The sequence below is a fragment of the Limnohabitans planktonicus II-D5 genome (assembly GCF_001270065.2).
GTDB lineage: Bacteria > Pseudomonadota > Gammaproteobacteria > Burkholderiales > Burkholderiaceae_C > Limnohabitans_A > Limnohabitans_A planktonicus.
The window spans coordinates 40,607-65,240 of sequence record NZ_LFYT02000025.1 but is presented as its reverse complement, the minus strand read 5'-3'; the positions used below and the strand labels follow the sequence as shown (position 1 = coordinate 65,240).

Here is a 24,634-nt window from a genome sequence, read left to right as displayed (position 1 = left end):
CCTATGACGGCACGACAGCGGCTGCATTGGCAACGGGTGCGATCACAGCCACGGGCGTGACAGTGGGCGGCGTGGCAGAAACTGCAACGGTGAACAAAGCCAGCGGCACCTACAACAGCAAGAACGTGAACGCTGCAACAACGGTCACCGCGACCTTGGTGGCAACTGACTTTGCGGCTGGCACAGCAGATTTGAGCAACTACAACTTGCCCACTACAGTTTCAACAGTAGTCGGTGGTGGCACGATCAGCAAAGCCAACTTGGCTGTGGCCATGAGCAACCAGAACAAAACCTATGACGGCACGACAGCAGCTGCATTGGCAACGGGTGCGATCACAGCCACGGGCGTGACAGTGGGCGGCGTGGCAGAAACTGCAACGGTGAACAAAGCCAGCGGCACCTACAACAGCAAGAACGTGAACGCTGCAACAACAGTCACCGCGACCTTGGTGGCAACTGACTTTGCGGCTGGCACAGCAGATTTGAGCAACTACAACTTGCCCACTACAGTTTCAACAGTAGTCGGTGGTGGCACGATCAGCAAAGCCAACTTGGCTGTGGCCATGAGCAACCAGAACAAGACCTATGACGGCACGACAGCAGCTGCATTGGCAACGGGTGCGATCACAGCCACGGGCGTGACAGTGGGCGGCGTGGCAGAAACTGCAACGGTGAACAAAGCCAGCGGCACCTACAACAGCAAGAACGTGAACGCTGCAACAACGGTCACCGCGACCTTGGTGGCAACTGACTTTGCGGCTGGCACAGCAGATTTGAGCAACTACAACTTGCCCACTACAGTGGCAGGCAATGGCGCGATCAGCAAGAGTTCCAACACCGTAACTCTGACCGCCAACAGCGATAACAGCAAGGTGTACAACGGCACGACACAAAGCGTTTCTGGCTTTGGTGTGACAGGTCTGCTGGGTGATGACGCCATCAACAGTGCGGCCGCTGTTGCAGGCATCACCGCAGGCGCCAGCGGCAAGAACGCAGGCAGCTACACCAGCACCTTCACGGGCAGCAATGCTGATTTGGCAAATAACTACGCCAACATCACCAAGACCAACGGTACGTTGAACATCGCCAAAGCCAACCTCACAGTCACCCTATCCGACCAAACCAAAACCTACGACGGCAGCACAGCCGCCACCCTGGTCCCCACCGCCTTCACCGTCAAAGGTGTGACCGTTGCAGGCCAGACGGAAACCGCCAGCGTGAACCAAACAGTCGCTTTGTACAACGACAAGAATGTACTGGGTGCGAGCAGCGTCACGGCCAATCTGGGGGCGGGCAACTTTGCGGCAGCATCGGGTACTGATCTGAACAACTACAACTTGCCGACTTCGTTGACTGGCAAGGGCACGATCACGCCCAAGGACGCGGCCGTGACGGGCAACGCCACCACGGTGCAGGCCAATGGCACGCAGCAAACGCAATCGCCAGCGACCAAGTCGGGCTTTGTGGCGGGTGAGGATGTGACGGTGTCTGGCTTGGCCACTGGCTTGATTGCGGGCACGTACAACTCGAACCTGAGCGCTGCACCGGCCAATGCGGCCACGGTGTTGAGCAACTACAAAATTGCTTACACCAATGCGGCGCTGCGGATCACCCCGGCCGTGGTGACCAACAGCACCGTGGCAGTGGCCCTGGCCCGCACCACAACGCCGACCAGCCGTTTGAACTTGTCGGGCTTCTCTAACGCAGGGGGCGTGGGTGCCGCTGTGGCGGGGGCTGTGGATTCGGGTGCTGACAGCAGAGAGCCATCGGGCGCAGCAGCCTCGCCGCCACAAGCTTGCTCACCCGAGAACTTGCAGCAGTGCGAATGCGAGGAGAGCGCTGGCGATGGCATTGAGCTGTGCCTGGCACCCAGCGCCAAGCTTTGAGCATGCAGGGCCGGTTTAGCCGGTGAACGTCGGGGTCTTCGGCCTCGACCGCCTGAGGGGTGACTGGCATTTGTCGGGGTCTTCGACCGCCGACCTACGGGGCGGTGGTTTTGTAGGTCGGTACTCGGAGAGTCCGACGTTTTAGGTGTAGCGAAGGCTCCATGTCGGGGTCTTCGACCGCCGACCTACGGGGCTGTGGTTTTGTAGGTCGGTACTCGCAGAGTCCGACGTTTGGGGTGTGGCGAAGGCTCTATGTCGGGGTCTTCGACCGCCGACCTACGGGGCTGTGGTTTTGTAGGTCGGTACTCGGAGAGTCCGACGTTTGGGGGTGTAGCGAAGGCTTTGTGTCGGGGTCTTCGACCGCCGACCTACGGGTCGGTGGTCTTGTAGGTCGGCACTCGGAGAGTCCGACGTTTGGGGTGTGGCGAAGGCTTTGTGTAGGGGTCTTCGACCGCCGACCTACGGGGCTGTGGTTTTGTAGGTCGGCACTCGGAGAGTCCGACGTTTGGGGTGTGGCGAAGGCTTTGTGTAGGGGTCTTCGACCGCCGACCTACGGGGCTGTGGTTTTGTAGGTCGGTACTCGGAGTGTCCGACGTTTGGGGTGTGGCGAAGGCTCTATGTCGGAGTCTTCGACCGCCGACCTACGGGGCTGTGGTCTTGTAGGTCGGCACTCGCAGAGTCCGACGTTTGGGGTGTAGCGAAAGCTCTGTGTGGGCGTCTTCGACCACCGACCTACGGGGTGATGGTGCAAAAATTTCAAACTTCAGCGTGCCGGATCAATCAGTTTTTGCTCGACGTGACTTTCGCCCTTGCCTGATGCAGCTTCCTGTAGCTGTCGAGCAGGCGGTGGTGCCTGTCCAGCCCTTCCAGTTGCATGCTCGTGGGCGTTAAGCCAAAAAAGCGCACGCTGCCCTCCACCGAGCCCATGACGGCGTCCATCCGGTCGTTGCCAAACATCCGGCGGAAGTTGACCGCGTAGTCGTCCAGTTCCAGCTCATCATCGAGCAGCACTTCCAGCACCACGTTCAAGGCTTTGTAAAACAAACCGCGCTCTACGGTGTTGTCGTTGTACTGAAGGAAGGCGCCCACCAGTTCATGCGCTTCGTCAAACTGTTTCAAAGCCAGATGAATCAACAACTTCAACTCGAGCACCGTCAGCTGACCCCACTCTGTGTTTTCATCGAACTCGATGCCGATCAAGGTGGCAATGTCAGAGTACTCATCGAGCTCATTGTTTTCCAGGCGTTCCAGCAGGGCTGACAAGCTGGCATCGTCCAGGCGGTGCAAATTCAAAATGTCGGCGCGAAACAGCAAGGCCTTGTTGGTGTTGTCCCAGATCAAATCTTCGATGGGGTAAACCTCGGAATACCCAGGCACCAAAATCCGGCAGGCGATGGCACCCAACTGGTCATAGACTGCGGTGTAAACCTCTTTGCCCATGTCTTTGAGAATGCCCAACAAGGTGGCCGCTTCCTCGGCATTGCGGTTTTCACCTTGACCAGAAAAATCCCATTCCACAAATTCAAAATCTGCTTTGGCGCTGAAAAAGCGCCACGACACGATGCCGCTGGAATCGATGAAGTGCTCCACAAAGTTATTGGGCTCAGTGACCGCGTTGCTCTCAAACGTGGGCGGGGGCAAATCATTCAGGCCTTCAAAACTGCGGCCTTGCAGCAGCTCGGTCAGGCTGCGTTCAAGCGCCACTTCCAGGCTGGGGTGCGCACCAAACGATGCAAAGACACCGCCCGTGCGTGGGTTCATCAAGGTCACGCACATGACCGGGTAGGCCCCGCCCAGCGACGCGTCTTTCACCAGCACGGGAAAGCCTTGCTCTTCGAGGCCTTGAATGCCGGCCAGGATGCCGGGGTATTGGGCCAGCACCTCTTGCGGCACATCCGGCAAACAGATTTCACCTTCGATGATTTGGCGTTTGACTGCCCGTTCAAAAATTTCGGACAGGCACTGCACCTGCGCTTCGGCCAGCGTGTTGCCCGCACTCATGCCATTGCTGACAAACAGGTTTTCAATCAGGTTGGAAGGGAAGTACACCACCTCGCCGTCCGATTGCCGCAGATACGGCAGGCAACAGATGCCGCGCGCGTTGTTGCCGGAGTTGGTGTCCACCAGATGCGAGCCACGCAACTCGCCATCGGTGTTGTAAATGTTGCGGCAGTACGCATCCAGTATTTCAGCGGGCAGCGCATCTTTTTTGCCCGGCTTGAACCAGCGCTCATTCGGGTAATGGACAAACGCCGCGTTGGCGATGTCTTCTCCCCAAAAGGCACCGGCGTAGAAATGGTTGTTGTTGAGCCGCTCAATGTATTCGCCCAAGGCCGAGGCCAAAGCGCTTTCCTTGGTCGCGCCCTTGCCATTGGTAAAGCACATGGGCGAATGCGCGTCGCGGATGTGCAAGGACCACACATTGGGAATGATGTTGCGCCACGAAGCAATTTCAATCTTGATGCCCAAGCTGGCCAAAATGCCTGACATGTTGGCAATGGTCTGCTCGAGCGGCAAATCCTTGCCTGCAATAAACGTGTGGGTGTCAGCGCTGGGTTTGAGCGTCAGCAAAGACTGCGCATCGGCATCCAGGTTGTCGACTTCCTCGATGACAAACGTGGGCCCCGCTTGCACGACTTTTTTGACCGTGCAACGCTCAATCGATTTCAGAATCCCCCGACGGTCTACTTCTGCGATATCGGACGGCAACTCCACCTGGATCTTGAAAATCTGCTGGTGGCGGTCCTCAGGATCGACGATGTTGTTTTGCGAAAGACGGATGTTGTCGGTCGGAATATTGCGCGTCACGCAGTACAACTTGACAAAGTACGCCGCACACAAAGCCGATGAGGCCAAAAAATAATCGAACGGCCCCGGGGCCGAGCCATCGCCCTTGTAACGGACAGGCTGATCAGCGACGACGGTGAAGTCATCGAATTTGGCTTCAAGACGAAACTTGTCAAGAAAGTTGACTTTGATTTCCATGGCAGATTTTTCAAATGAAGAGGAATGGACCTACCACGGTGCAGTAGAGCGTTCGGATGGGTGATTATCTCTTCATGAGGCATCGGCTTCGTGGGTGCAGGAAGGGTCAGAACTTGACCATTGAACCGCGCCGCTACAAGCCCCTAATGGCCCTCAAGCACCGACACAGTTGACGCTGTGTGCTTGAATTTCCGATCTGTTGATTCGGCCCTGAGAAATTTCAACGCCCAACGATGTTGTAGGTCGGCGGTCGAAGACCCCGACATGTGCCTATGCCCAAACCCATCATGTCGTACTCTGGGAGATGACATTCCCCACACATTGATCCGGCACGCTGAAGTTTGAAATTTTTGCACCATCACCCCGTAGGTCGGTGGCTTTAGCCCCGACATGCAGCCTGCACCGAAGCCCGCCATGTCGGCTTTGTTGCCACCGACCTACAAGCTCTTTGACCATTGAATACTTCAAAGGGCCGGATCAATAAAGGGGCGAGATGCTGCATCTGAGCGCATGAAAACTCTGCCTTTGAATGTACGCCTTAACGAGCAGACGAAGACGCAGCTTTCTTGACCCCCGCCCCGCGCACTTCGAGTTTGACTTCGTCCAGCACCTTGCCTTTTGCATCGGTGATTTGCAGGGTGTGACGTCCAGGCCAGGGCAGCCACAGGGCTTGGTTGCCTTGGGCCAGGGGTTGGCCATTGAGCAGCCAGCGCAGTTTGTGGCCTTGGGCTTGAAGTGTCAGGCGCTGGCTTTGGGGTGGGATGTCGGGGTCCAGGGCGATGATGCTGCCGTTGGTGGGCGAGGTGATGCGTGCGACGTTGGCGAGGGCGCTTTTGTCTTGGCTGGCCGTGGCAAAAGTCGCCTGTTCTGTGCCTGCAATGAACCACTCTTCACGGGCAGCCTCGGATTGGTTTCCTTCAAACGTGACCCGTTGATGCACCAATCCGGTGGGGGGCTTGGGGGGCTGGCTGCTTTGTTGGGCGTGCAAAAAGTTCATCACAGCCGCCCAGATGGGGGCCGCGCCTGTGGTGCCGCTCACGTCCCACATGGGGGCGCCGCTGGCATTGCCCACCCACACGCCCACGGTGTAGTGCTGTGAATATCCCACGGCCCAGTTGTCGCGCATGTCTTTGCTGGTGCCGGTTTTAACGGCCGTCCAGTACCGTGTGGTCAGCACGCTGTCGGTGCCAAAGGTGCGTGCGCGAGCCACAGGGTCGCTCATGATGTCGCTGACGATGAAGGCCGCTCGCGCATCGAGGGCGGGCACGGCGGCAAGCGCTGGTGCAGTGTGCGGACTGGCTTTGGCGGCCCGCAGCAGTGTGGTGGGGCCGCTGCGTCCGCCGTTGGCCAGGGTGCGGTAAGCGTTGCTCAAGTCGAGCAGGCTCACCTCGGCGCTGCCCAAGGCAAGGCTGAAACCGTAGTGGTCGCCGCTTTGTTGGAGTGGCAAGCCCAGTCGGCGCAGTTGTTTTTGAAAGGCATCGGGGCCGACCATGATGAGGGTGCGCACGGCGGGCACGTTGAGCGATGCACCCAATGATGTGCGGGTGCTAACCCAGCCTTTGAAGTGGTGGTCGTAGTTTTGGGGGATGTACAGGCCGCCCGAGGTCTGGATTTGTGCAGACGAATCTTCCAGCAGCGATGCGGCGGTGATGCGCTTTTCGGCCAGGGCTTGCGCATACAAAAAGGGTTTGAGTGTGGAGCCGGGCTGGCGCCGCGTGGTCACGGCATCGACTTGCTCGGCCTGGCTCATGGGGCCGGATGAGCCGACCCAGGCACGTACTTCGCCGCTGGCGTTGTCGAGCACGACCAGAGCGCCGTCTTGCACATTTCGCCCGGACAGCTCGCGCAGATGGGTCTGCAGGGTTTGCACGGCAAAGCGTTGCAGCGGGGCACTCAAGGTGGTGATGATGGTGCGGCTTTGAGCCCGTTGTTTGGCCACTTGACGTGCCACATGAGGGGCGATGCCTTCATCGGCGGCATAGTCACGCCTGGCCAGTGTGGCGCTGACAAACAGGCTGACGGCTTCGCAGTCGGGCTGGGACGCCAGGCTTTTGAGGACTTGGCAGCTGCGCTGCGCGACTTGGCGTTCTTTGGCGTTGGGTGCGCGCACCAGGGCCACGGCCATGGCGGCTTCAAGGTGGTTCAAGCCATGTGCGGCTTTGCCAAACAGGGTCTGGCTCAGGGCTTCGATGCCGACCAGTTCGCCGCGAAAGGGCACGAGGTTGAGGTAGGCTTCCAGGATCTGGTCTTTGCGCCATTGGCGTTCCAGGCTTTGGGCCGATAAGGTTTGCCCCAGCTTTTGCACCACACTTCGCCCGTCGCTGCCACGGCGCAAATCTTCGTCCAGCAGACCTGCCAATTGCATGGTCAGCGTGGAGGCGCCCCGTGTGCGGGTGTTCCACAGATTGGCCCAGGCGGCAGCTGTGACCGCTTGCCAATCGACGCCGCTGTGCTCGTAAAAACGCTTGTCTTCTGACAGGACCAGCGCGGTACGCAAGGCGGGTGAAATCTGGCTCAATTCGACCCAGGGGCCGCGCCTGATTTGTTTGTCGGTGCGCAGGCGATGCAAGACCTCGCCTTGCCGGTCCAGGATCAAGGTGTCAGAAGGGCGGTGTGCTGTTTTGACTTCCTCAAAGGTGGTGGCCATGGCGCTGGTCTGTAGAAACAAGATCCAGCACGCCAGCCCCAAGCGCTGGCGCCAGTTCAACGAGGGGCCTCCACCGTGATTTTGGCGTTGGGCGTTTCGCCAAAAATTTCCGGGGCGTACATGGCTTCAATCCGGCTGGGGGGCATGAGGAATGCACCCACATTGTTCAGGCGGAAGGTGTAGCTGAGCTTGACGTTGCCCTTGGGCAGGAAGTGGTAATAACTGCGGAAGGCTTCAAAGCTGCGCTCTTCAAAGGCCAACCAGGCGTCGCCTTCACGTTTTTCGCCCTGGATGGCAATTTCACTGTCACGGCCCAGGCCGCTGCCCAAAATCGTGCCGCCACCGGGGACCGGGTCGGTGACCACGGCCCAGCTCATGTCGGTGCTGGCATTGATTTCAAGGGTCACGCGCAGCACATCGCCTCGGGTGTAGGTGTTGGCAGGCAGACTCTTGTTGGCTTGCTCAACCGGGGTGATGGTTTTCTTGATTTGATAGCCCGCAAAAAACGGCGCTTTGAGCGGGATGGCCGCCACCGATTGCAAGGTCAGCCAGGGTTTGCCCGGGCCTTGGTGGGTCACGTTCAGGCTGTCTGCACCGCTGTCTTTGCTGGCCCCTTTTGGCCAGGGCAGGAAGGCGGTGTTGTTGCGCAGTTGTCCGGGCACCATGGGCGCACCGAATAGGTTGAACTGCGAAGCTCCTGAGAAGTCATTGGGTTTGACGCGTTCGACTTTGCTCCAGTCGACGGCTGCCGTGTTGGGGCCCAGTTTGGCCTGGGTGGTGCCCGATACGGTGACGGCTTCAAATTTGGCCGAGAATTTTTCCAGTGCCAGACCGCCCCACAAGTTGGCGGTGGTCGTGTGCCAGGCACCGTTTTTCTGGCGTCCGATGAAACCGTTGGCCAGTCGACCCATGTCGTCTTTCCAAGTTGGATCGTCGATCACGGCCAAGATCAGTTTGGCGGTGTTCGCGTCACCGTTTTGCATGAGCCACCACCAGTAGTCGTCTTTTTCGGTGCTGAAAATCATTTTGGTGCCCTGGTAGCTGATGCGCGCACGCAGCACCGAGGTGGCTTCGTTCAAACGTTTGTTGCGATCGGGCACGTCCTGCATGCGTTTGAGGATGTTCATCCAGTCAATGACGGCATGGGTGGGCCATTGGTTGGGCGCGATGGTGATGCTTTGGAGCATGCGCGCTTGTGCTTTGCCGTAACGTGACAGGGCTTCGATGGCGGCGAGTTTGCGCACATCGAGGTCTTTGCCCGTGCCCCTGGGGCTCCACACATCGCGTTTGAGCTTGCCTTCGACGAAGGCGATCAGGCCGCGTTCCATGGGGGCGCGCACCTCATCACTGAGTGCAAAGGCAGGGTTGAGGCTGGCCGCTTCGTGTGTGGCTGCCAGCAAGTAGGCCGTTAACGTGTCGCTGCCTGTGTTGGCGTTGCCGCCTTGTGGCGGAAAGTAGTGGGCCAGGCCGTCGCTGTCCAGGTAGCTCGGAATTTGCGCAGCCACGGTTTGCCAGAGTTTGCCGTCACGCAGGCCCACCGATTTGCTGGTTTTTTGTTCCAGGCAGGCAAACGGGTAATTGGCAAACCAGTTTTTCACGCCGGGCAGGCCTTCGGCCAGTTGCGGCTGCAAAGCCATGCGCAAGCCGCCCCGTCCGGGCAAGGCGTCAGCAGGGGGGGCCACGGACAGCGTGAGCGGGCCGTCCAGTTGCATCAAGGTCGCTTGCTGCACGGTCAAGGGGACGGCAGGGATGATGCGCTGGCTGGCTTTGAGCGCATCGCGTGCCCCGTTGATCGTGTCCTTGGCTTCAATTTCCCACAGAATAGCTTCGTTGCGCGTGCTGGCCAGTTGTGCGGGCGCGGTGACCCGCCAAGACACTTCGCGTGCATCGCCTGCCGGAATGTCCACGGTTTGAGCGGGCAAATCGAGCAAGGTGGCGCGGGGCGTGACCACCACTTTCATGGCTTGCTGGGTGGTGTTGCGCAGGGTCAGCTGGGCGCGGTATTGGTCGTCTTCGCGCACCAAGGGCGGCAAGCCGCTGATGATCTGCAGGTCTTGTGTGGCACGGATGCTGGCACTGCCCGTGCCAAACAGGCCTGTCGAAGCATCGGCTACGGCCACGATCTTGAAGGTGGTGAGCGCATCATTGAGGGGCACCGTGATGCGGGCCTGGCCGTTGGCATCGAGCTTGACGGCAGGCTCCCACAGCAGCAAGGTGTCCAGCAGCTCCCGGGTGCCGCTGTGCCCGCCACCGCCGCCGGGCGCCACCGCCTTGCGACCGTAGTGTCTGCGGCCAATGATCTCCATTTGTGCGGTGGAGGTGTCCACGCCCCAGGCTCGGCGCTGCATCATGGCTTCGAGCAGGTTCCAGCTGCGGTTGGGCATGAGTTCAAGCAAGGCTTGGTCGACTGCAGCCAAGGCGATTTCTGCGTTGGCGGCCGGTTGTCCGTTGGGCAGTTTGACTTGCACGGTGACTTGCGCTTTGCCGCGCACGGGGTAGCTCTCTTTGTCGGTCTTGACGCTGACCTGCAGTTGATGGGCCTGTGTGCCGATCTGGATTTCGGCCACGCCCAGTCTGTAGGCCGGTTTGCTCAAGTCCACCAAGGCGGTGGGGGCAACATATTCGCGCCCTTCGTACCAAAAAGAGGTCCACCATTCACTGGGCGCCTTGAAGCCCCAGGTGAAGAAGGAGTACCAGGGCACTTCACGCAAGCGCCCGCGCAGAGCCAAGACGCTGACGAAAACATTGGGTCCCCAGCCTTCTTGGATTTTGAGCTGAATCGTGGGGTCCTGGCCGTTGAGTTGCACCACTTCGGAGTGCATCACGCCTTCGCGCTCGACCGATACCAAGGCAGTGGCAAAGCGGAACGGCATGCGTACTTGGAACTTGGCGATGTCGCCAGGCTGGTAACTCTTTTTCTCAGGCAGCAAGTCCATGCGGTCATGGTCTTCGCCACCGAACCAGAGTTCGCCTTGGCGTGTGACGTAAACACTGGATGCGGCCTGGATGCTGTTGCCGCTGCTGTCTTTGGCGGTCACCACCAGCTCGATCTCGCCAGCCTCATCGATGGAGGTGTCGCACAGCAGCAGGCCGCGCGCGTCGCTTTTGCCGCTGCAGACGCTGCCCAGCTCTTTGAGGGTGGTCTGGTTGTCGTAGGTGTAGAAGCCACCAATCATGCGTTTGCGCGATGTGGTGGTGATGCGTGCGGTGGCTTTGACGTCGAGGGACACGCCTTCTTGCGGTTTACCCGCCAGATTCAAGGCCAGGGCCTGGAACTTCATCTTCTGGCGCGAGGACACCCAGCCTTCGGTCTTGATGCCGACCACCACCGCTGCAGGCCACAGGGTTTGTGTGCTGCGCAGGGTCTGGATTTCGCCATTGGGGTCGGAGTAAGTGGCTTCGAGCACCAAGTCTTGGGGTTTTTGGCTGGCCGGGATGGGCTGGACCGTGAGCTTGCCGCCGCCTGTTTTGCCCAGCGTCAGGGGCAGTTTGTCTGCGACCACAAGCGCATCGGTGCTGGGGCCGTTTTCTTCGTCGCCTTCATTGGCCGTTTTGTTTTGTGTGCCGCGTGGCGGGTTGAAGCTGAATTCGCTGAAGTCGTTGAAGGAGAGGCTTTTGGGTCGCACCAGTGCCGACACCCGCACTGGCAGGTTCACGGCCGGACCGCCTGAGAGGTAGTTGATCTGCACATCGATGGGGACGTTTTTCACGTTGACCAGCGACTTTTTCTCTTGCGGTGCAATCCGACCTTCGAGCACGGGCAGGCGGAACTCTTCCACGCGGAATTGGCCGGTCGAAAAAGAGCGGTCTGAGCTGTTGAACAACTCCACGTCATAGGCGCCCAGTTTGGCAGCTGCAGGAATGGCAAAGCTGTTTTCGGCGCTCAGGCCGCCAGTGGCCGTTTTTCGCCACGTCAGGGGCTGTGTGTAGCTTTGGCCACTGCCCATATGGGTGATGCGCAGTGTCTGGGGCCGCGATGTGGGCAGCCCGAAGCCTTTGCTGTTTTGTTCGCGCAAGACATGTTTCATGGACACGGTTTCGCCCGCGCGCAGCAGCATGCGGTCAAACACCGTGTGGGCGACTTGATCCGGTTGTGGTGAGAAGTCTGTGTTCAAGCCAAAGCGCCAGGATTCGATGCCCCGGTTCCAGTCGCTCCAGGTGAAGGCCAGGTCTTCTACGGTCCCTTTGCCGCCTGATTGGGGTTGCGCGGCGCGTGCGCTCACGAAATAGGCTTGTCTGTAAGAGTCCTCGCCATAGCCTGCGCCGCATTTGGGCGCTTCGGGTGAAATGCCTTTGAGCGTGGCCATGCCCTGGGCGTTGGTGATGCCTTTGGCCACCGTCTTGCCCGAGCAGTCGGAGACAGCCACTTTGGCGCCTGCCACGGGTTGACCTTTGTCCAGCGTGGTCACCCAGGCCAATGCGTTTTCACGGCCCAGCTTGAAGTGAACCCCCAAGTTGGTGACCAGTGCGGAGGTGCGCACATACATGGTGCGCTGCGCGCCATGGCGCTCGTCGAGCAAACTGTTGCCCAGTTTTTGCGAAGCGATTTCAACCACATGAAAGCCCGGTGCCAGCGGAATGCCCACGACTTCAAAGGGGCGCGGGTCTTGGGCCGCAGGCTGCGGCAAGTTCAAGGTTTTGGATTGTGCCTGGCTTTGCAGCAAAGACACCATGCGCGACTGGACCATGCTGTTTTCGTTGCTGTCCAGTGGTGGGGGCACTTTGCCCCCCGTGTCCTTGAGGGCTTGGGGGCGAGAAATCCAATAGTTGTCGTAGTGTTGAACTTTGCGAAACCAGGCCATGATGTCCGCATCGGTGTCCGCCTTGAGTGTGCTGACTTTGCCCGTGGCGGTGCTCAAGCTTTTGAGCTTGAGTTGCGCCTCCACATTGCGCAGGGTGACCGGCAGCATGGCTGTGCCATCGGGTTCGGCCAGACGCTCCACAATGCCAAAGGGCGAGGCCGCAAATTTGGCCAGAGGGGGCATGCTGGCTGTGGCTGTTTGCAAGGGAAAGCTGTCTGCATTGCGAAGGCTGCGACCGGACGCATCTTGAAAGCCTTTGGGCAAAGTGATGTTGAGGGCAGTTTTCTCGGGCAAGGGGCTGCCAAAACTCACGCTTTCGGCCACCGCATCGTCGCCACCCGATGCATCGACGATGGGCTTGATGCTGTCTTTGCCGTTAACCAGGCGAATGCCTTGCAACAGTTTGACCGGCACCGGCGCGTTGAAGTTGAGCGTCATGGGCCGAATGGGCAAGCAGGCGGCGTTGGCGTTTTCCCGCTCGCAGTTGAAGCTCGCTTCGAAGGGTTCGCGCACCTGAAAGTCAAAACGCTTTTCGACCGAGTTGGCAACGCCTGGACTTTGTTCGGTGCCAGGCGTGGAAACCCCTTTGCCGAACACCAGTTGCACTTTGGCAGACGGCGACAGTCGGCGGTTGCAAGCCAGTGTCACGATGCTCAAGGGTGAGGCTTGGGCTTGTTTGCTCAAGCCTTGCGCTTGCAACAAGGCTTGTCGCTCTTTGTCGCTCACCAATCGGATCGGAACTTTTTCACCCAGATCAGAGACTTGGCACCAGACGTTCTTTTGAACGCTTTGCAAACTGGCAGGACCATTGAGTTGCAAGGTGAAAAACTGGTCTTCATCGATCTTGACCCAACCTTGAGGCTGAGGTTGAATGCTTTTCACATAAGGCCCCCCTGTGTTGAAGGCGAAGCGGGTTGTGCCCGCCAGGGTTTCGCCTTGGGGGGATTTGAATCCGGCTTTGGTTTGAATCTGGCAACGCACACCGGGGGGCAGTGCCTTGTTGAAGTCATAGACCCATGAGCGGTCACTCAGCCACCGGCCAGTGCCTTGGCTCACTTGGGCGTCTGAACATTGGAATGTGACCGGGGCCGGGGCTTTGGGGTCGCCAAATTGGACAGCGCTTTTGTCAAACTTGATTTGAACCTGCTGAACCTGAGAAATTTCGCCTTGGGGCGAGAGGGCGACGATTTCAAGTGCGTGCGCAGCCCATGTTGCAGTGCCCAGGCACAAGGCCAACCATGATTGATTCCAACTCACATCCACTCCTCAAAGAACCGTTGAGCGTAACTGAATTAATGAGAACTTTGGTATTGTTTGGTGGGCAAGTCATCTGAAGTCTGAAATGCTTGTGAGACGGTACTCCGAAGTGACGGTGAATTGAGCCCCACATGAGCCGGGTACCCACTACGTCGGATTTGAATTTGTCGACCTGAGAAGTTAGGAATTCTGCAGGTCGGTGGCTTTATTGATCCGGCCCTGTGAAGTTTGCAGTGAGACTTCAATCTTGCACCTTGTGGGAGCTAGCCCTGCTGGCGATCAGACGATTGTGGACCACAGGCTTATCGCTTGGCTGGAAGCCCCCACAAAATCCTCCCAACGGGCAACACACGGTTCAGACTTCACCGGGCAGAAACTATCGCCCCGACATGCAGCCTGATCAGTCAGTCGTGTTGGCCTGAATACGCTCAACGCTCAACGCTCAACGCTCAACGCAATTACCCCGCGCTGCCCAGCGCCAAGCCCGCGTGCTCGCGCAGCGGGTGGAAGTGGATTTTGGGAAAGCGCTCTTGCGCCAGACGCACATCGTAGGGGCTGGTGCACAAATAGGCCAGCGTGCCTGCCGCGTCGAGCGACATGCGCTGCGGGTAGGCGTTGGTGAATTCGCGCAGCTCGGCAGGGGTGTCTGCGGTGATCCAGCGGGCACCGGTGTACTGGCAGCCTTCCAGGCGCACGTCGCAGTCGTATTCGGCTTTGAGGCGGTGTTGCACCACTTCAAACTGCAGCTGACCCACCGCGCCCAGCAGCATGGGGCCGCCGATTTCGGGTTTGAAGACCTGGATCGCGCCTTCTTCGCCGAGTTGGTCCAGGCCGGTTTGCAATTGCTTGGTGCGCAGCGGGTTCTTCAGGATCACGGTCATGAAGAGTTCGGGCGCAAAAAACGGCAAGCCGGTGAACTGCAGATTCGCGCCATCGGTGATGGTGTCGCCCAGTTGCACGCCGCCGTGGGTGGTAAAGCCAATGATGTCGCCCGCGTAGGCTTCGTCTACGGCTTCGCGCCGTTGAGAGAGGAAAGTGACCACGCTGGTGGGGCGCAGCTCTTTGGCGGTGCGCTGCACTTTGAGCTTCATGCCGGGGGTGTATTTGCCGGACGCCATGCGCACAAAGGCGATGCGGTCGCGGTGGTTGGCGTCCATGTTGGCCTGCACCTTGAACACCACGCCCGAGAACGCGCTGTCTTCGGGCTGGATTTCCTTGACCACGGGCTGCTTGTTGACGAGCAGGTTGCTGGTGCGGGGCTTGGGCGCGGGAGCCAGGTCCACCAAGGCGTCGAGCACTTCCATCACACCAAAGTTGTTCACGCCGGAGCCAAAGAACACGGGGGTTTGCTTGCCCGCCAAGAACGCCGCTTCGTCAAAGGCGGGCGATGCGCCGGTGGCCAGCTCCATGCTGTCCATGGCGGTTTGCCATTCCAGGCCAAAGCGCTCGGCCAGTTGGGCTTGCTCGGTGAGCGGGATGGTTTCGAAGTCTTGCGGCAGGCGTTCGCTGCCGGAGTCGAACACGGTCATGGCCTGCGTGCGCAGGTTGATGATGCCGCCGAAGCTCTTGCCCTGGCCCACGGGCCAGGTCATGGGCACGCAGGGCATGCCCAGCTCGCGCTCAACCTCATCAAGAATATCGAGTGGGTCGCGCACTTCGCGGTCCATCTTGTTGACGAAGGTGATGATGGGCGTGTCGCGCTGTCGGCACACCTCGATCAGGCGGCGGGTCTGCGCTTCCACACCGTTGGCCGCGTCGATCACCATCAGGGCCGAGTCCACGGCGGTGAGCACGCGGTAGGTGTCTTCCGAGAAGTCTTTGTGGCCGGGGGTGTCGAGCAGATTGATGACGTGCTCGCGGTAGAGCATCTGCATCACCGACGAAGCCACCGAAATGCCGCGCTGCTTTTCGATTTCCATCCAGTCTGAAGTAGCGTGGCGCGAAGCTTTGCGCGCCTTGACCGAACCGGCGATCTGGATCGCGCCTGAAAACAGCAAGAGCTTTTCAGTCAGCGTGGTTTTACCCGCGTCGGGGTGGGAAATGATGGCAAAAGTCCGGCGGCGCCGGGTTTCGTGGGCGTAAGTCACAAGGGGTCCTGATCGGGGGGGCACCACAGGGGTGCTGAGCGGGGCAGCCGAGGGGTGGCCGCGATGGGGGGATTTTACCGACCCTGCACCTGCATCCATCGCCAGCAGGGCTGGCTCCTACAAACCCAATAGCAACAGCAACTCTGTTCTCCTGTAGGTGCTTGCCCTGCAAGCGATGAGCCTTCGCCACCGCCCTTTTCGCCAGCAGGGCTGGCTCCCACAAACTCAATAGCCTCAGCAGATTTGTTCTCCCTGTAGGAGCTTGCCCTGCAAGCGATAAGCCTTCGCCAACCCTTATCGCCAGCAGGGCTGGCTCCTACAAATTCTGCCCCTCAAACCCAAATGGCGTCCCAATGGGGATAAACGCCAACCCGTGAGACCAATCCGGCCCGAACGGGGTTGGCCACGATGTAGCGCGCAATGGCGGGAAGGTCTTCTTCGCATCGAATGGCGTGGTCGTGAAATCCTTTTTGCCAGAGGTCCGGGCCGATGGCTTTGGTGGCCATGGACTTGATGCGTTGAACGCACGCAGACAAAGATTCCACCTCGCCAAGCTGAAACAACCAGTGCAAATGGTCCGGCATCACCACATAAGCCAATGTGTTGGCTCGGCTGGCAAATTCGTGGTGATGCAGGATCTGGATCAATTGCCTGGCTGCATGGAAGTCGTCAAACACCGGTCTTCGATCAGCCGTGACGGCCGTGACCAAATAAATGCCGCCAGCTTGCGAATGCCGTCCCGTTCGCAAATGGCTGGAGTGGGGTCTGTGCACCATCTCTTTGCCCTCCCTGCGCAGATCGTAGGACAAGGTCCCGAGGCGATCAAGCGGTGCCTCGCCGACCTTATCGCCAGCAGGCTGGCTCCTACACACATGTCCCCTGTAGGAGCTTGCCCTGCAAGCGATAAGCCTTCGCCCCATCGCCAGCAGGCTGGCTCCTACAAACCCATGTCCCCTCGTAGGAGCTTACCCTGCAAGCGATAAGCCTTCGCCCCATCGCCAGCAGGCTGGCTCCTACAAATTCAACAGCCGCAGCAGATCCATTCCCCTGTAGGAGCTTGCCCTGCAAGCGATGAATCTTCGTAGGACGACCAACCTCGCCATCGCCAGCAGGGCTGGCTCTTGCAAAAAAGAAAGCCACGCGATGGCGTGGCTTTCATGGGTTGGCATCTGACGGTGGTCAGGTGCACAGACCTTGCTTACTTGGCAGCGCTGGCGTCTGAAGCCGGAGCAGGTGCGGAGGCATCTGTTTTGGCGGGTTCCACATGCACAGCATCAGCACCATGCTTTTCACCGCTCATGTCCAGGCTGTCACCGCCTTTGCTGATCACATACAAAGCCAAGGCAGCAAAGATCACGAATCCAACAACAAGTTTCCACATCATTCATCTCCAAAATAAAGAAGGCCCTCCACAGAGGGAAGGCCCGGAATTTAGCACCCGAGTCACCCCGGGTTGCTTACAAAACAGATCAGTCGTCTGCGTAGATGTCGTTGTCTTTGGTTTCCTTGACGAACAAGCCACCAATGACCACGGTTGCACCCGCGATGATGATCGGGTACCACAAGCCGTTGTACATGTTTCCGGTCTGGGCCACGATCGCAAAAGCAGTTGTGGGCATCAGGCCACCGAACCAGCCGTTACCAATGTGGTAAGGCAAGGACATGGATGTGTAACGGATGCGGGTGGGGAACATCTCGACCAGCATGGCGGCGATCGGGCCGTACACCATGGTCACCAACAACACCAAGTAAGTGAGGATGATGATGACGGTGACTTTGTCGAACTTGGCCATGTCGGCTTTGGCGGGGTAACCAGCGGCCTTCAAGGCAGCGCTCAAGTTGGTGCCCAACAAAGTGGCACCGGCGGTCTTCTCGTTGCTCAGGTCTTTGACAGACTTGGTGGCAGCTTCGATGGCCTTGGCGTCTTTGGGTTCAGCAGCGTTCAGAGCGGCCAGCTTTTCCTCGGCCTTGGCCTTGGCAGCAGCGATGTCTTCAGCGGAGTACTTGACGTTCACCACAGTCTCGCCCACTTTGATCACAGCAGGTGTGCCCGCAGGCGCTGCAATGTTTTCGTAGGAAACCGAAGCGCCAGCCAAACGCTGTTTAGCGATGTCGCAAGAAGAAGTGAACTTCTTGGTGCCTGTGGGGTTGAACTGGAACGAGCACTCGGCTGGGTCGGCAGTCACCGTCACCTGAGCCGACTGCTGAGCAGCGTACAGGTCTGGGTTGGCCGCTTTGGTCAAGGCCTTGAACACAGGGAAGTAAGTGACGACAGCCAACAAGCAGCCCAACAAGATCAGCGGTTTACGACCGATTTTGTCCGACAGTGTGCCGAAGATCACGAAGAATGGTGTGCCGATGATCAAAGAGATCGCGACCATGATGTTGGCGGTGGCACCGTCAACTTTCAAGGCTTGCGTCAAGAAGAACAAAGCGTAGAACTGACCGGAGTACCAAACCACGGCCTGACCCATGACCAAGCCAAACAAGGCCAGGAGCACGATCTTCAGGTTTTTCCACTGGCCGAAAGATTCGGACAGAGGCGCTTTGGAAGTCTTGCCTTCGGCTTTCATTTTCACGAAAGCAGGCGATTCGTTCATGCTCAAACGGATGTACACCGAGATGATCAGCATGATCACCGAGACCAGGAAGGGAACGCGCCAGCCCCAATCAGCAAAAGCCTCTTCACCGATGATGGTTCGTGTGCCCAAGATCACCATCAGTGACAGGAACAAGCCCAAAGTCGCTGTGGTCTGGATCCAGGCGGTGTAGGCACCGCGCTGGCCCGCTGGGGCGTGCTCAGCCACATAAGTGGCAGCACCACCGTACTCACCACCCAAAGCCAAACCTTGCAGCAAGCGCAGGCAGATCAGGATGACGGGAGCGGCCACGCCAATGCTGGCGTAGTTGGGCAAGATGCCCACGATGAAGGTCGAAACACCCATGATCAGGATGGTGACCAAGAAGGTGTATTTGCGACCGATCATGTCGCCCAAGCGGCCAAAGAAGATCGCGCCAAAAGGACGCACGATGAACCCGGCAGCAAACGCCAACAGCGCAAAGATGAAAGCAGAGCCTTCGTCCAAGCCGCTGAAGAATTGCTTGGCAATGATTGCTGCCAATGAACCGTAAAGGTAAAAGTCATACCATTCGAAAACGGTACCCAATGAAGAGGCGAAAATCACCTTCTTCTCTTCTGCCGACATGGGTCGGGTTTCAGTTGTTGCCATGAATAGTCTCCATCAGATTGCTGCGTCAAAAAACGTCAGTGCATTCACTGTGCACCGCTGCTCTGACCCACGGCTGACGCCAAACTTGTCGCGAACTTACATGCGACGAATGTTGACTCGCTGCATCCATCGCTTTCTTGGTTGGACAAATTGGATTCTTTTGAACGCAAGCTGTCCACGACGCTCAGCAACCAGCCATTGCTTGCTTTGATGTGGCATCTGATTTTTATTTTTCCGCATGCAGCACGCGGATACGTCTTTGAATGGCCGGTGAGAACTATTGATTTGGCCCTGTGAAGTTTTCAAAGCTCAAAGATGTTGCAGGTCGGCGATCGAAGACCCCGACGTGGGCCTGTGCCGAAACGGCCAAACGTCGGACTCTGCGAGTGCCGACCTACGAGATCAAGGCTCAAAGATCTTGTAGGTCGGCGGTCGAAGACCCCGACGTGGGCCTGTGCCGAAGCGGCCAAGCGTCGGACTCTTCGAGTGCCGACCTACGAGATCAATGCTCAAAGAACTTGTAGGTCGGCGGTCGAAGACCCCGACGTAGGCCTGTGCCGAACCAACAACGTCGGACTCTGCGAGTGCCGACCTACCAGATCAAAGCTCAAAGAACTTGTAGGTCGGCGGTCGAAGACCCCGACGTGGGCCTGTGCCGAACCAACAACGTCGGACTCTTTGAGTGCCGACCTACGAGATCAATGCTCAAAGAACTTGTAGGTCGGCGGTCGAAGGCCCCGACAGGGGCCTGTGCCGAACCAACAACGTCGGACTCTGCGAGTGCCGACCTACGAGATCAATGCTCAAATATTTTGTAGGTCGGCGGTCGAAGACCCCGACAGGGGCCTGTGCCGAACCAACAACGTCGGACTCTTCGAGTGCCGACCTACCAGATCAATGCTCAAAGAACTTGTAGGTCGGCGGTCGAAGACCCCGACGTGGGCCTGTGCCGAACCAACAGCGTCGGACTCTTCGAGTACCGACCTACGAGATCAAGGCTCAAAGATCTTGTAGGTCGGCGGTCGAAGACCCCGACGTGGGCCTGTGCCGAAGCGGCCAAGCGTCGGACTCTTCGAGTGCCGACCTACGAGATCAATGCTCAAAGATGTTGCTGATCGGCGGTCGAAGACGCCGACGTAGGCCTGTGCCGAACCAACAGCGTCGGACTCTTTGAGTGCCGACCTACGAGATCAATGTTCAAAGAACTTGTAGGTCGGCGGTCGAAGACCCCGACGTGGGCCTGTGCCGAAGCGGCCAAGCGTCGGACTCTGCGAGTGCCGACCTACGAGATCAATGCTCAAAGAACTTGTAGGTCGGCGGTCGAAGACCCCGACGTGGGCCTGTGCCGAAACGACCAAGCGTCGGACTCTTCGAGTACCGACCTACGAGATCAAGGCTCAAAGATGTTGTAGGTCGGCGGTCGAAGACCCCGACGTGGGCCTGTGCCGAAACGGCCAAACGTCGGACTCTGCGAGTGCCGACCTACGAGATCAAGGCTCAAAGATCTTGTAGGTCGGCGGTCGAAGACCCCGACGTGGGCCTGTGCCGAAGCGGCCAAGCGTCGGACTCTTCGAGTGCCGACCTACGAGATCAATGCTCAAAGATGTTGCTGATCGGCGGTCGAAGACGCCGACGTAGGCCTGTGCCGAACCAACAACGTCGGACTCTTCGAGTGCCGACCTACGAGGTCCGTGCTCAAAGAACTTGTAGGTCGGCGGTCGAAGACCCCGACGTGGGCCTGTGCCGAACCAACAACGTCGGACTCTTCGAGTGCCGACCTACGAGATCAATGCTCAAAGAACTTGTAGGTCGGCGGTCGAAGACCCCGACAGGGGTCTGTGCCCAAACCCATCACGTCGAACTATTCGAATACCGACCTGCGAGATGAGATGTCTCACACATTTCAAACTTCTGCTTGCTGTATCAATAAGCGACGAGACCGAAGCGTTCTGTCCTCAACAGAAGTCGGTATCCGCTGTGCCTACATAACTTTTACACCGTGTTCAACATGCGGTAAACGCTAATGAATTCATCTGTTGACGAGGTCATTTGCTAAGTGTTTTCCCTCGCAATCGCCACCAAACGGAACGAAATACACCCCCAAACATTGTCAGGTCAATGTCAGGAAGTTGATTTTCTCGAGTGACCGCCCTTTATTCAATGGCAAAAAAACAGGTGTATTCCACAGATTAAAAGGTCTTTCGGATTGATTTGAAGATTTTCAACTTTTTCATAGAATCCGAAAAATTTTTACCCTCCTTTCAATATGGAGCACTATGCTGCTAGCCGTTGTCATCGCCAAGAGTCTGATTGAACTTTCCCTCATGTTCATCATCGGGCGTTTCTTGCTGGGATTGATGGTGGGGTCCAAGCGAGACAGCAATGTTTTTTGGCAATTGCTGGATGTGGCCTCCAAGCCTGCACTTTGGTTCACTCGCAAAATCAGCCCCAAACTGATTCTGGACCAACACATCCCGCTGGCCACCAGCAGCTGGCTTTTGATCGCCTGGGTCGTGGTGGTGCAATTGAAAATTGAACTTTGTCTCGAAATGGGCATCGCAGCATGTCAGTGAAAACCCATACCCATCCCGCCCACGCTAACACCTCCAGCCGAGGCCGGTGTTTTTGGCTGCGTCTCCAAGCCAAGGCTCTTTTGGTTTTGGGCTTTCGCAACAAAGCCCATGCGGTGTTTCAAGAAATCCTGCAGATCAACCCGGATGATGTCCTGGCCTTGAACAGCGTGGGTTTCAAGGAACTGAACGACAAGCGTTTGATTCAGGCTTTGGGATTTTTTGAACGGGCTTTGGTGCTCACACCCAACAACGCCAATGCCCACTTCAATGTGGGCTTTGTCTGCGAAGAGTTGGGGCGAAGCCAAGAAGCCGAACACGCCTTCAGATCTGCCATTCAGATCGACGAAAAACTGGACCGTGCCTGGTATGGCCTGGGTTTGGTGCTGGTGCGCCAACAACGGTTTGAAGAGTCTTTGGTCGCCTTCAAGCGCAACACCGAATTGCAATCCATGAGTCCTTACGCCTGGTACCAAATGGCCCGGGTTCACATGGAGATGCGTGAGCCCGAAAAAGCGCTGGAGGTCATGCGCCATTTGAATGGCTTTGAGCCCAAGGTGGCCGCCCAATTGGAACGAGAAACAGGTCTCAAATTAGACAGGCCTGCGTGAATACAAAGCCCAGAACTTTGGGCTGAGACATTGAAGTGTGACAGTCGGTAGTTTATTTTTCAACAAGAAGGAGATGACGATGCAGCTCACTGCTAGGCACCAGGAATACTGGGGCAAAAATCTAAGAATCACGGGGCTGTTGCTGGCCTTGTGGTTCTTTGTGACGTTCGTGCTTTTGTTCTTTTCACGTGATTTGACGTTCAGCTTTTTTGGCTGGCCGTTCTCGTTTTGGGTCGCAGCCCAAGGCGCACTGATCGTGTATTGCCTGATCATTTGGTACTACGCCCGCTATATGAACAACCTTGACAAGGAATATGGCGTTTCAGAAGGAGAAGAAGCATGAGCGTTTTTGGCGGAGAAGGCCAATCCCAAGGCCAGTTTCAGAAATCTCTGAACAAAGTATTTATCTTCTACGGCGTGGGCTTTGCGGCCTTCGTCATCGTGCTCGCCATCCTTGAACAGATGGGGATGCCCAAAGAGTACATTGGCTACGCCTTCCTGGCGGCCACAGTGCTCTTGTACGGCGGCATTGGTGTGATGAGTCGCACCAACGATGCCGCTGAATACTATGTGGCCGGTCGCCGTGTGCCTGCCATGTACAACGGCATGGCCACAGGCTCTGACTGGATGTCGGCCGCTTCGTTCATTGGTATGGCCGGCACGCTCTACCTGACCGGTTACGGCGGTTTGGCCTTTATCTTGGGCTGGACAGGCGGTTACTGTTTGGTGGCGCTGTTCCTGGCACCTTACCTGCGCAAGTTCGGCCAGTTCACCATCCCTGACTTCTTGGGTGCACGCTACGGCGGCAACATGGCTCGTCTGATCGGCGTGTTTGCGGCCATCTTGGTGTCCTTCGTGTACGTCGTGGCACAGATCTTTGGCGTGGGCTTGATCACTGCCCGCCTGACAGGTCTGTCCTTCGATGTGGGCGTGTATGTCGGCTTGGCCGGTATCTTGGTGTGCTCGTTCTTGGGCGGTATGCGCGCTGTGACCTGGACTCAGGTGGCCCAATACCTGATCTTGATCGTGGCTTACATGATCCCCGTGGTTTGGTTGTCGGTGAAACACACCAGCAATCCAGTGCCTCAGGTTGCTTATGGCTACTTGCTGGAAAAAGTCACGGCGAAAGAAGAGCAGTTGCTGAAAGACCCCAAAGAACTCGAAGTTCGCGGCATCTTTAAAGCACGCGCTGATGCAGCCGCTGAAAAGCTGAAAGATGTGCCAGCAGCCATGGCCGCTGACAAAGAAGCTGCCACCAAAAAGCTGGAAGAGCTGAAGGCCGCCAACGCCCCAGAAGCTGACATCAAAGCCGCGACTGCTGCTGTTGCCGCTTTGCCCAAGGATGAAGCGGCTGCCAAAGCGGCTTACACCGCGGCCCGCACCACCAACACGGCCCGTGCAGCCCCTCCACTGCGTCATGCTGAGCCCTTCCCTGGCAAAGATGACGCAGCCCGGGATGTGGCACGCAAGAACTTCCTGGCCTTGGTGTTCTGTTTGATGATTGGTACGGCTGCTTTGCCGCACATCCTGATGCGCTTTTACACCGTCCCCTCGGTGCGTGAAGCGCGTGAGTCGGTGGCTTGGTCGCTGTTCTTCATTTCTTTGCTGTACTTCACGGCGCCTGCTTTGGCGGTGTTGGTCAAGTTTGACATCTACACGCTCTTGGTCGGCACGCCGATGGACCAATTGCCGGGATGGATTGCACGCTGGAACGTGGTGGACCCCACGCTGATGGCGGTGGCTGACATCAACAAAGATGGCATCTTGCAGTTGGCAGAAATCCGCTTGGGCGGTGACATTGTGGTCTTGGCCACACCCGAAATCGGCGGCTTGCCCTTCGTGATTTCCGGTTTGGTGGCAGCCGGTGGTTTGGCCGCGGCCTTGTCCACGGCCGATGGCTTGCTGCTCACCATTGCCAACGCCTTGTCGCACGATTTGTACTACAAAGTGATTGACCCCAATGCTTCGGCCAACCGTCGCGTGGCGATCTCCAAAGTCATTTTGGTGTTCGTGGCCTTGGCGGCTGCTTATGTGGCATCGCTGCGCATGGCGGACATTTTGTTCCTGGTGTCTGCGGCCTTCTCGTTTGCAGCAGCGGCCTTCTTCCCTGCGTTGACCCTGGGCATCTTCTGGAAGCGTGCCAACAAATGGGGCGCATCGCTGGGCATGGTGGCTGGTTTGGGCATCTCGTTCTACTACATGGTCAAGACACATCCCTGGATGTACGGCTTGTTCCATGAGGGTTCGCTGACCCCAGAAATCCTGAAGGCCAACACCTGGTGGGACATTGCCCCCATCTCGGCCGGTATCTTCGGTGTGCCTGTGGGCTTCGCGGTGATCATCATCGTGTCGCTGCTGACCAAGGCACCCGACCAGGAAGTTCAGGACATGGTCGAGAACGTCCGCTTCCCAAGCTTTGACGGCACCACCTCACAAGGCTCTGCTGCTCACTAAAAGGTCCATGTTGGCAAGCCCTGTCTTGCCAACTTGATCCCTTTCAACAAAAAAACCCGATCGCGTCATGCGATCGGGTTTTTTTTGCATTGGCGGGGCGTCAGG

The 24,634-nt window shown here is 57.9% G+C and carries 13 protein-coding genes; 6 read left to right on the top strand and 7 right to left on the bottom strand.

Annotated features, from left to right (window positions below):
• The coding region (locus H663_RS41700) for a beta strand repeat-containing protein (RefSeq protein ID WP_240620553.1) at positions 1-1,886 on the top strand (1,886 nt) is incomplete at its 5' end.
• A gap of 780 nt (positions 1,887-2,666) precedes the next feature.
• Here H663_RS41700 and H663_RS36410 read toward each other — a convergent pair.
• From H663_RS36410 to H663_RS36380, 7 genes are all read right to left on the bottom strand, one after another.
• Positions 2,667-4,871, bottom strand: coding sequence for an OsmC domain/YcaO domain-containing protein (locus H663_RS36410; protein ID WP_053172326.1), 2,205 nt, complete (start codon positions 4,869-4,871; stop codon positions 2,667-2,669).
• 538 nt (positions 4,872-5,409) lie between these two features.
• Positions 5,410-7,518 (bottom strand): penicillin-binding protein 1C, encoded by a 2,109-nt coding sequence (pbpC, locus tag H663_RS36405; RefSeq protein ID WP_053173525.1) that lies wholly within the window; start codon positions 7,516-7,518, stop codon positions 5,410-5,412.
• A gap of 56 nt (positions 7,519-7,574) precedes the next feature.
• Positions 7,575-13,577: an alpha-2-macroglobulin family protein gene (locus tag H663_RS36400; protein WP_053173523.1), complete on the bottom strand. Its 6,003-nt coding sequence runs from the start codon at positions 13,575-13,577 to the stop codon at positions 7,575-7,577.
• Positions 13,578-14,035: 458 nt separating this feature from the next.
• The gene (locus tag H663_RS36395; RefSeq protein ID WP_053173521.1) at positions 14,036-15,664 is read right to left on the bottom strand and encodes a peptide chain release factor 3; all 1,629 of its coding nucleotides are present in this window, start codon (positions 15,662-15,664) and stop codon (positions 14,036-14,038) included.
• A gap of 332 nt (positions 15,665-15,996) precedes the next feature.
• Positions 15,997-16,440 (bottom strand): REP-associated tyrosine transposase, encoded by a 444-nt coding sequence (locus H663_RS36390; protein ID WP_053173519.1) that lies wholly within the window; start codon positions 16,438-16,440, stop codon positions 15,997-15,999.
• Between the two features lie 422 nt (positions 16,441-16,862).
• Positions 16,863-17,045, bottom strand: coding sequence for a hypothetical protein (locus tag H663_RS36385; RefSeq protein ID WP_053173531.1), 183 nt, complete (start codon positions 17,043-17,045; stop codon positions 16,863-16,865).
• Between the two features lie 88 nt (positions 17,046-17,133).
• The gene (locus H663_RS36380; RefSeq protein ID WP_420844063.1) at positions 17,134-18,870 is read right to left on the bottom strand and encodes an MFS transporter; all 1,737 of its coding nucleotides are present in this window, start codon (positions 18,868-18,870) and stop codon (positions 17,134-17,136) included.
• A 174-nt stretch (positions 18,871-19,044) separates the two neighbouring features.
• On the opposite strand from H663_RS36380, the gene H663_RS41695 reads away from it, so the two are divergent.
• From H663_RS41695 to H663_RS36360, 5 genes are all read left to right on the top strand, one after another.
• Positions 19,045-19,191 (top strand): hypothetical protein, encoded by a 147-nt coding sequence (locus H663_RS41695; RefSeq protein ID WP_165803940.1) that lies wholly within the window; start codon positions 19,045-19,047, stop codon positions 19,189-19,191.
• A gap of 1,979 nt (positions 19,192-21,170) precedes the next feature.
• Positions 21,171-21,467 (top strand): hypothetical protein, encoded by a 297-nt coding sequence (locus tag H663_RS36375; protein WP_053172337.1) that lies wholly within the window; start codon positions 21,171-21,173, stop codon positions 21,465-21,467.
• A complete protein-coding gene (locus H663_RS36370; protein ID WP_053172339.1) occupies positions 21,458-22,075 on the top strand; it encodes a tetratricopeptide repeat protein in 618 nt (205 codons plus the stop codon). The genes H663_RS36375 and H663_RS36370 overlap by 10 nt, the downstream gene beginning before the upstream one ends.
• Before the next feature lie 79 nt (positions 22,076-22,154).
• Complete coding sequence (locus H663_RS36365; RefSeq protein WP_053173533.1) at positions 22,155-22,418, top strand: DUF4212 domain-containing protein; 264 nt, start codon at positions 22,155-22,157, stop codon at positions 22,416-22,418.
• Positions 22,415-24,529 carry a sodium:solute symporter family protein gene (locus H663_RS36360; protein WP_053172341.1) on the top strand — a complete coding sequence of 705 codons (2,115 nt, stop codon included), beginning with the start codon at positions 22,415-22,417 and terminating at the stop codon, positions 24,527-24,529. Before H663_RS36365 ends, H663_RS36360 begins: the two co-directional genes overlap by 4 nt.
• The last annotated feature ends 105 nt before the right edge of the window (positions 24,530-24,634 follow it).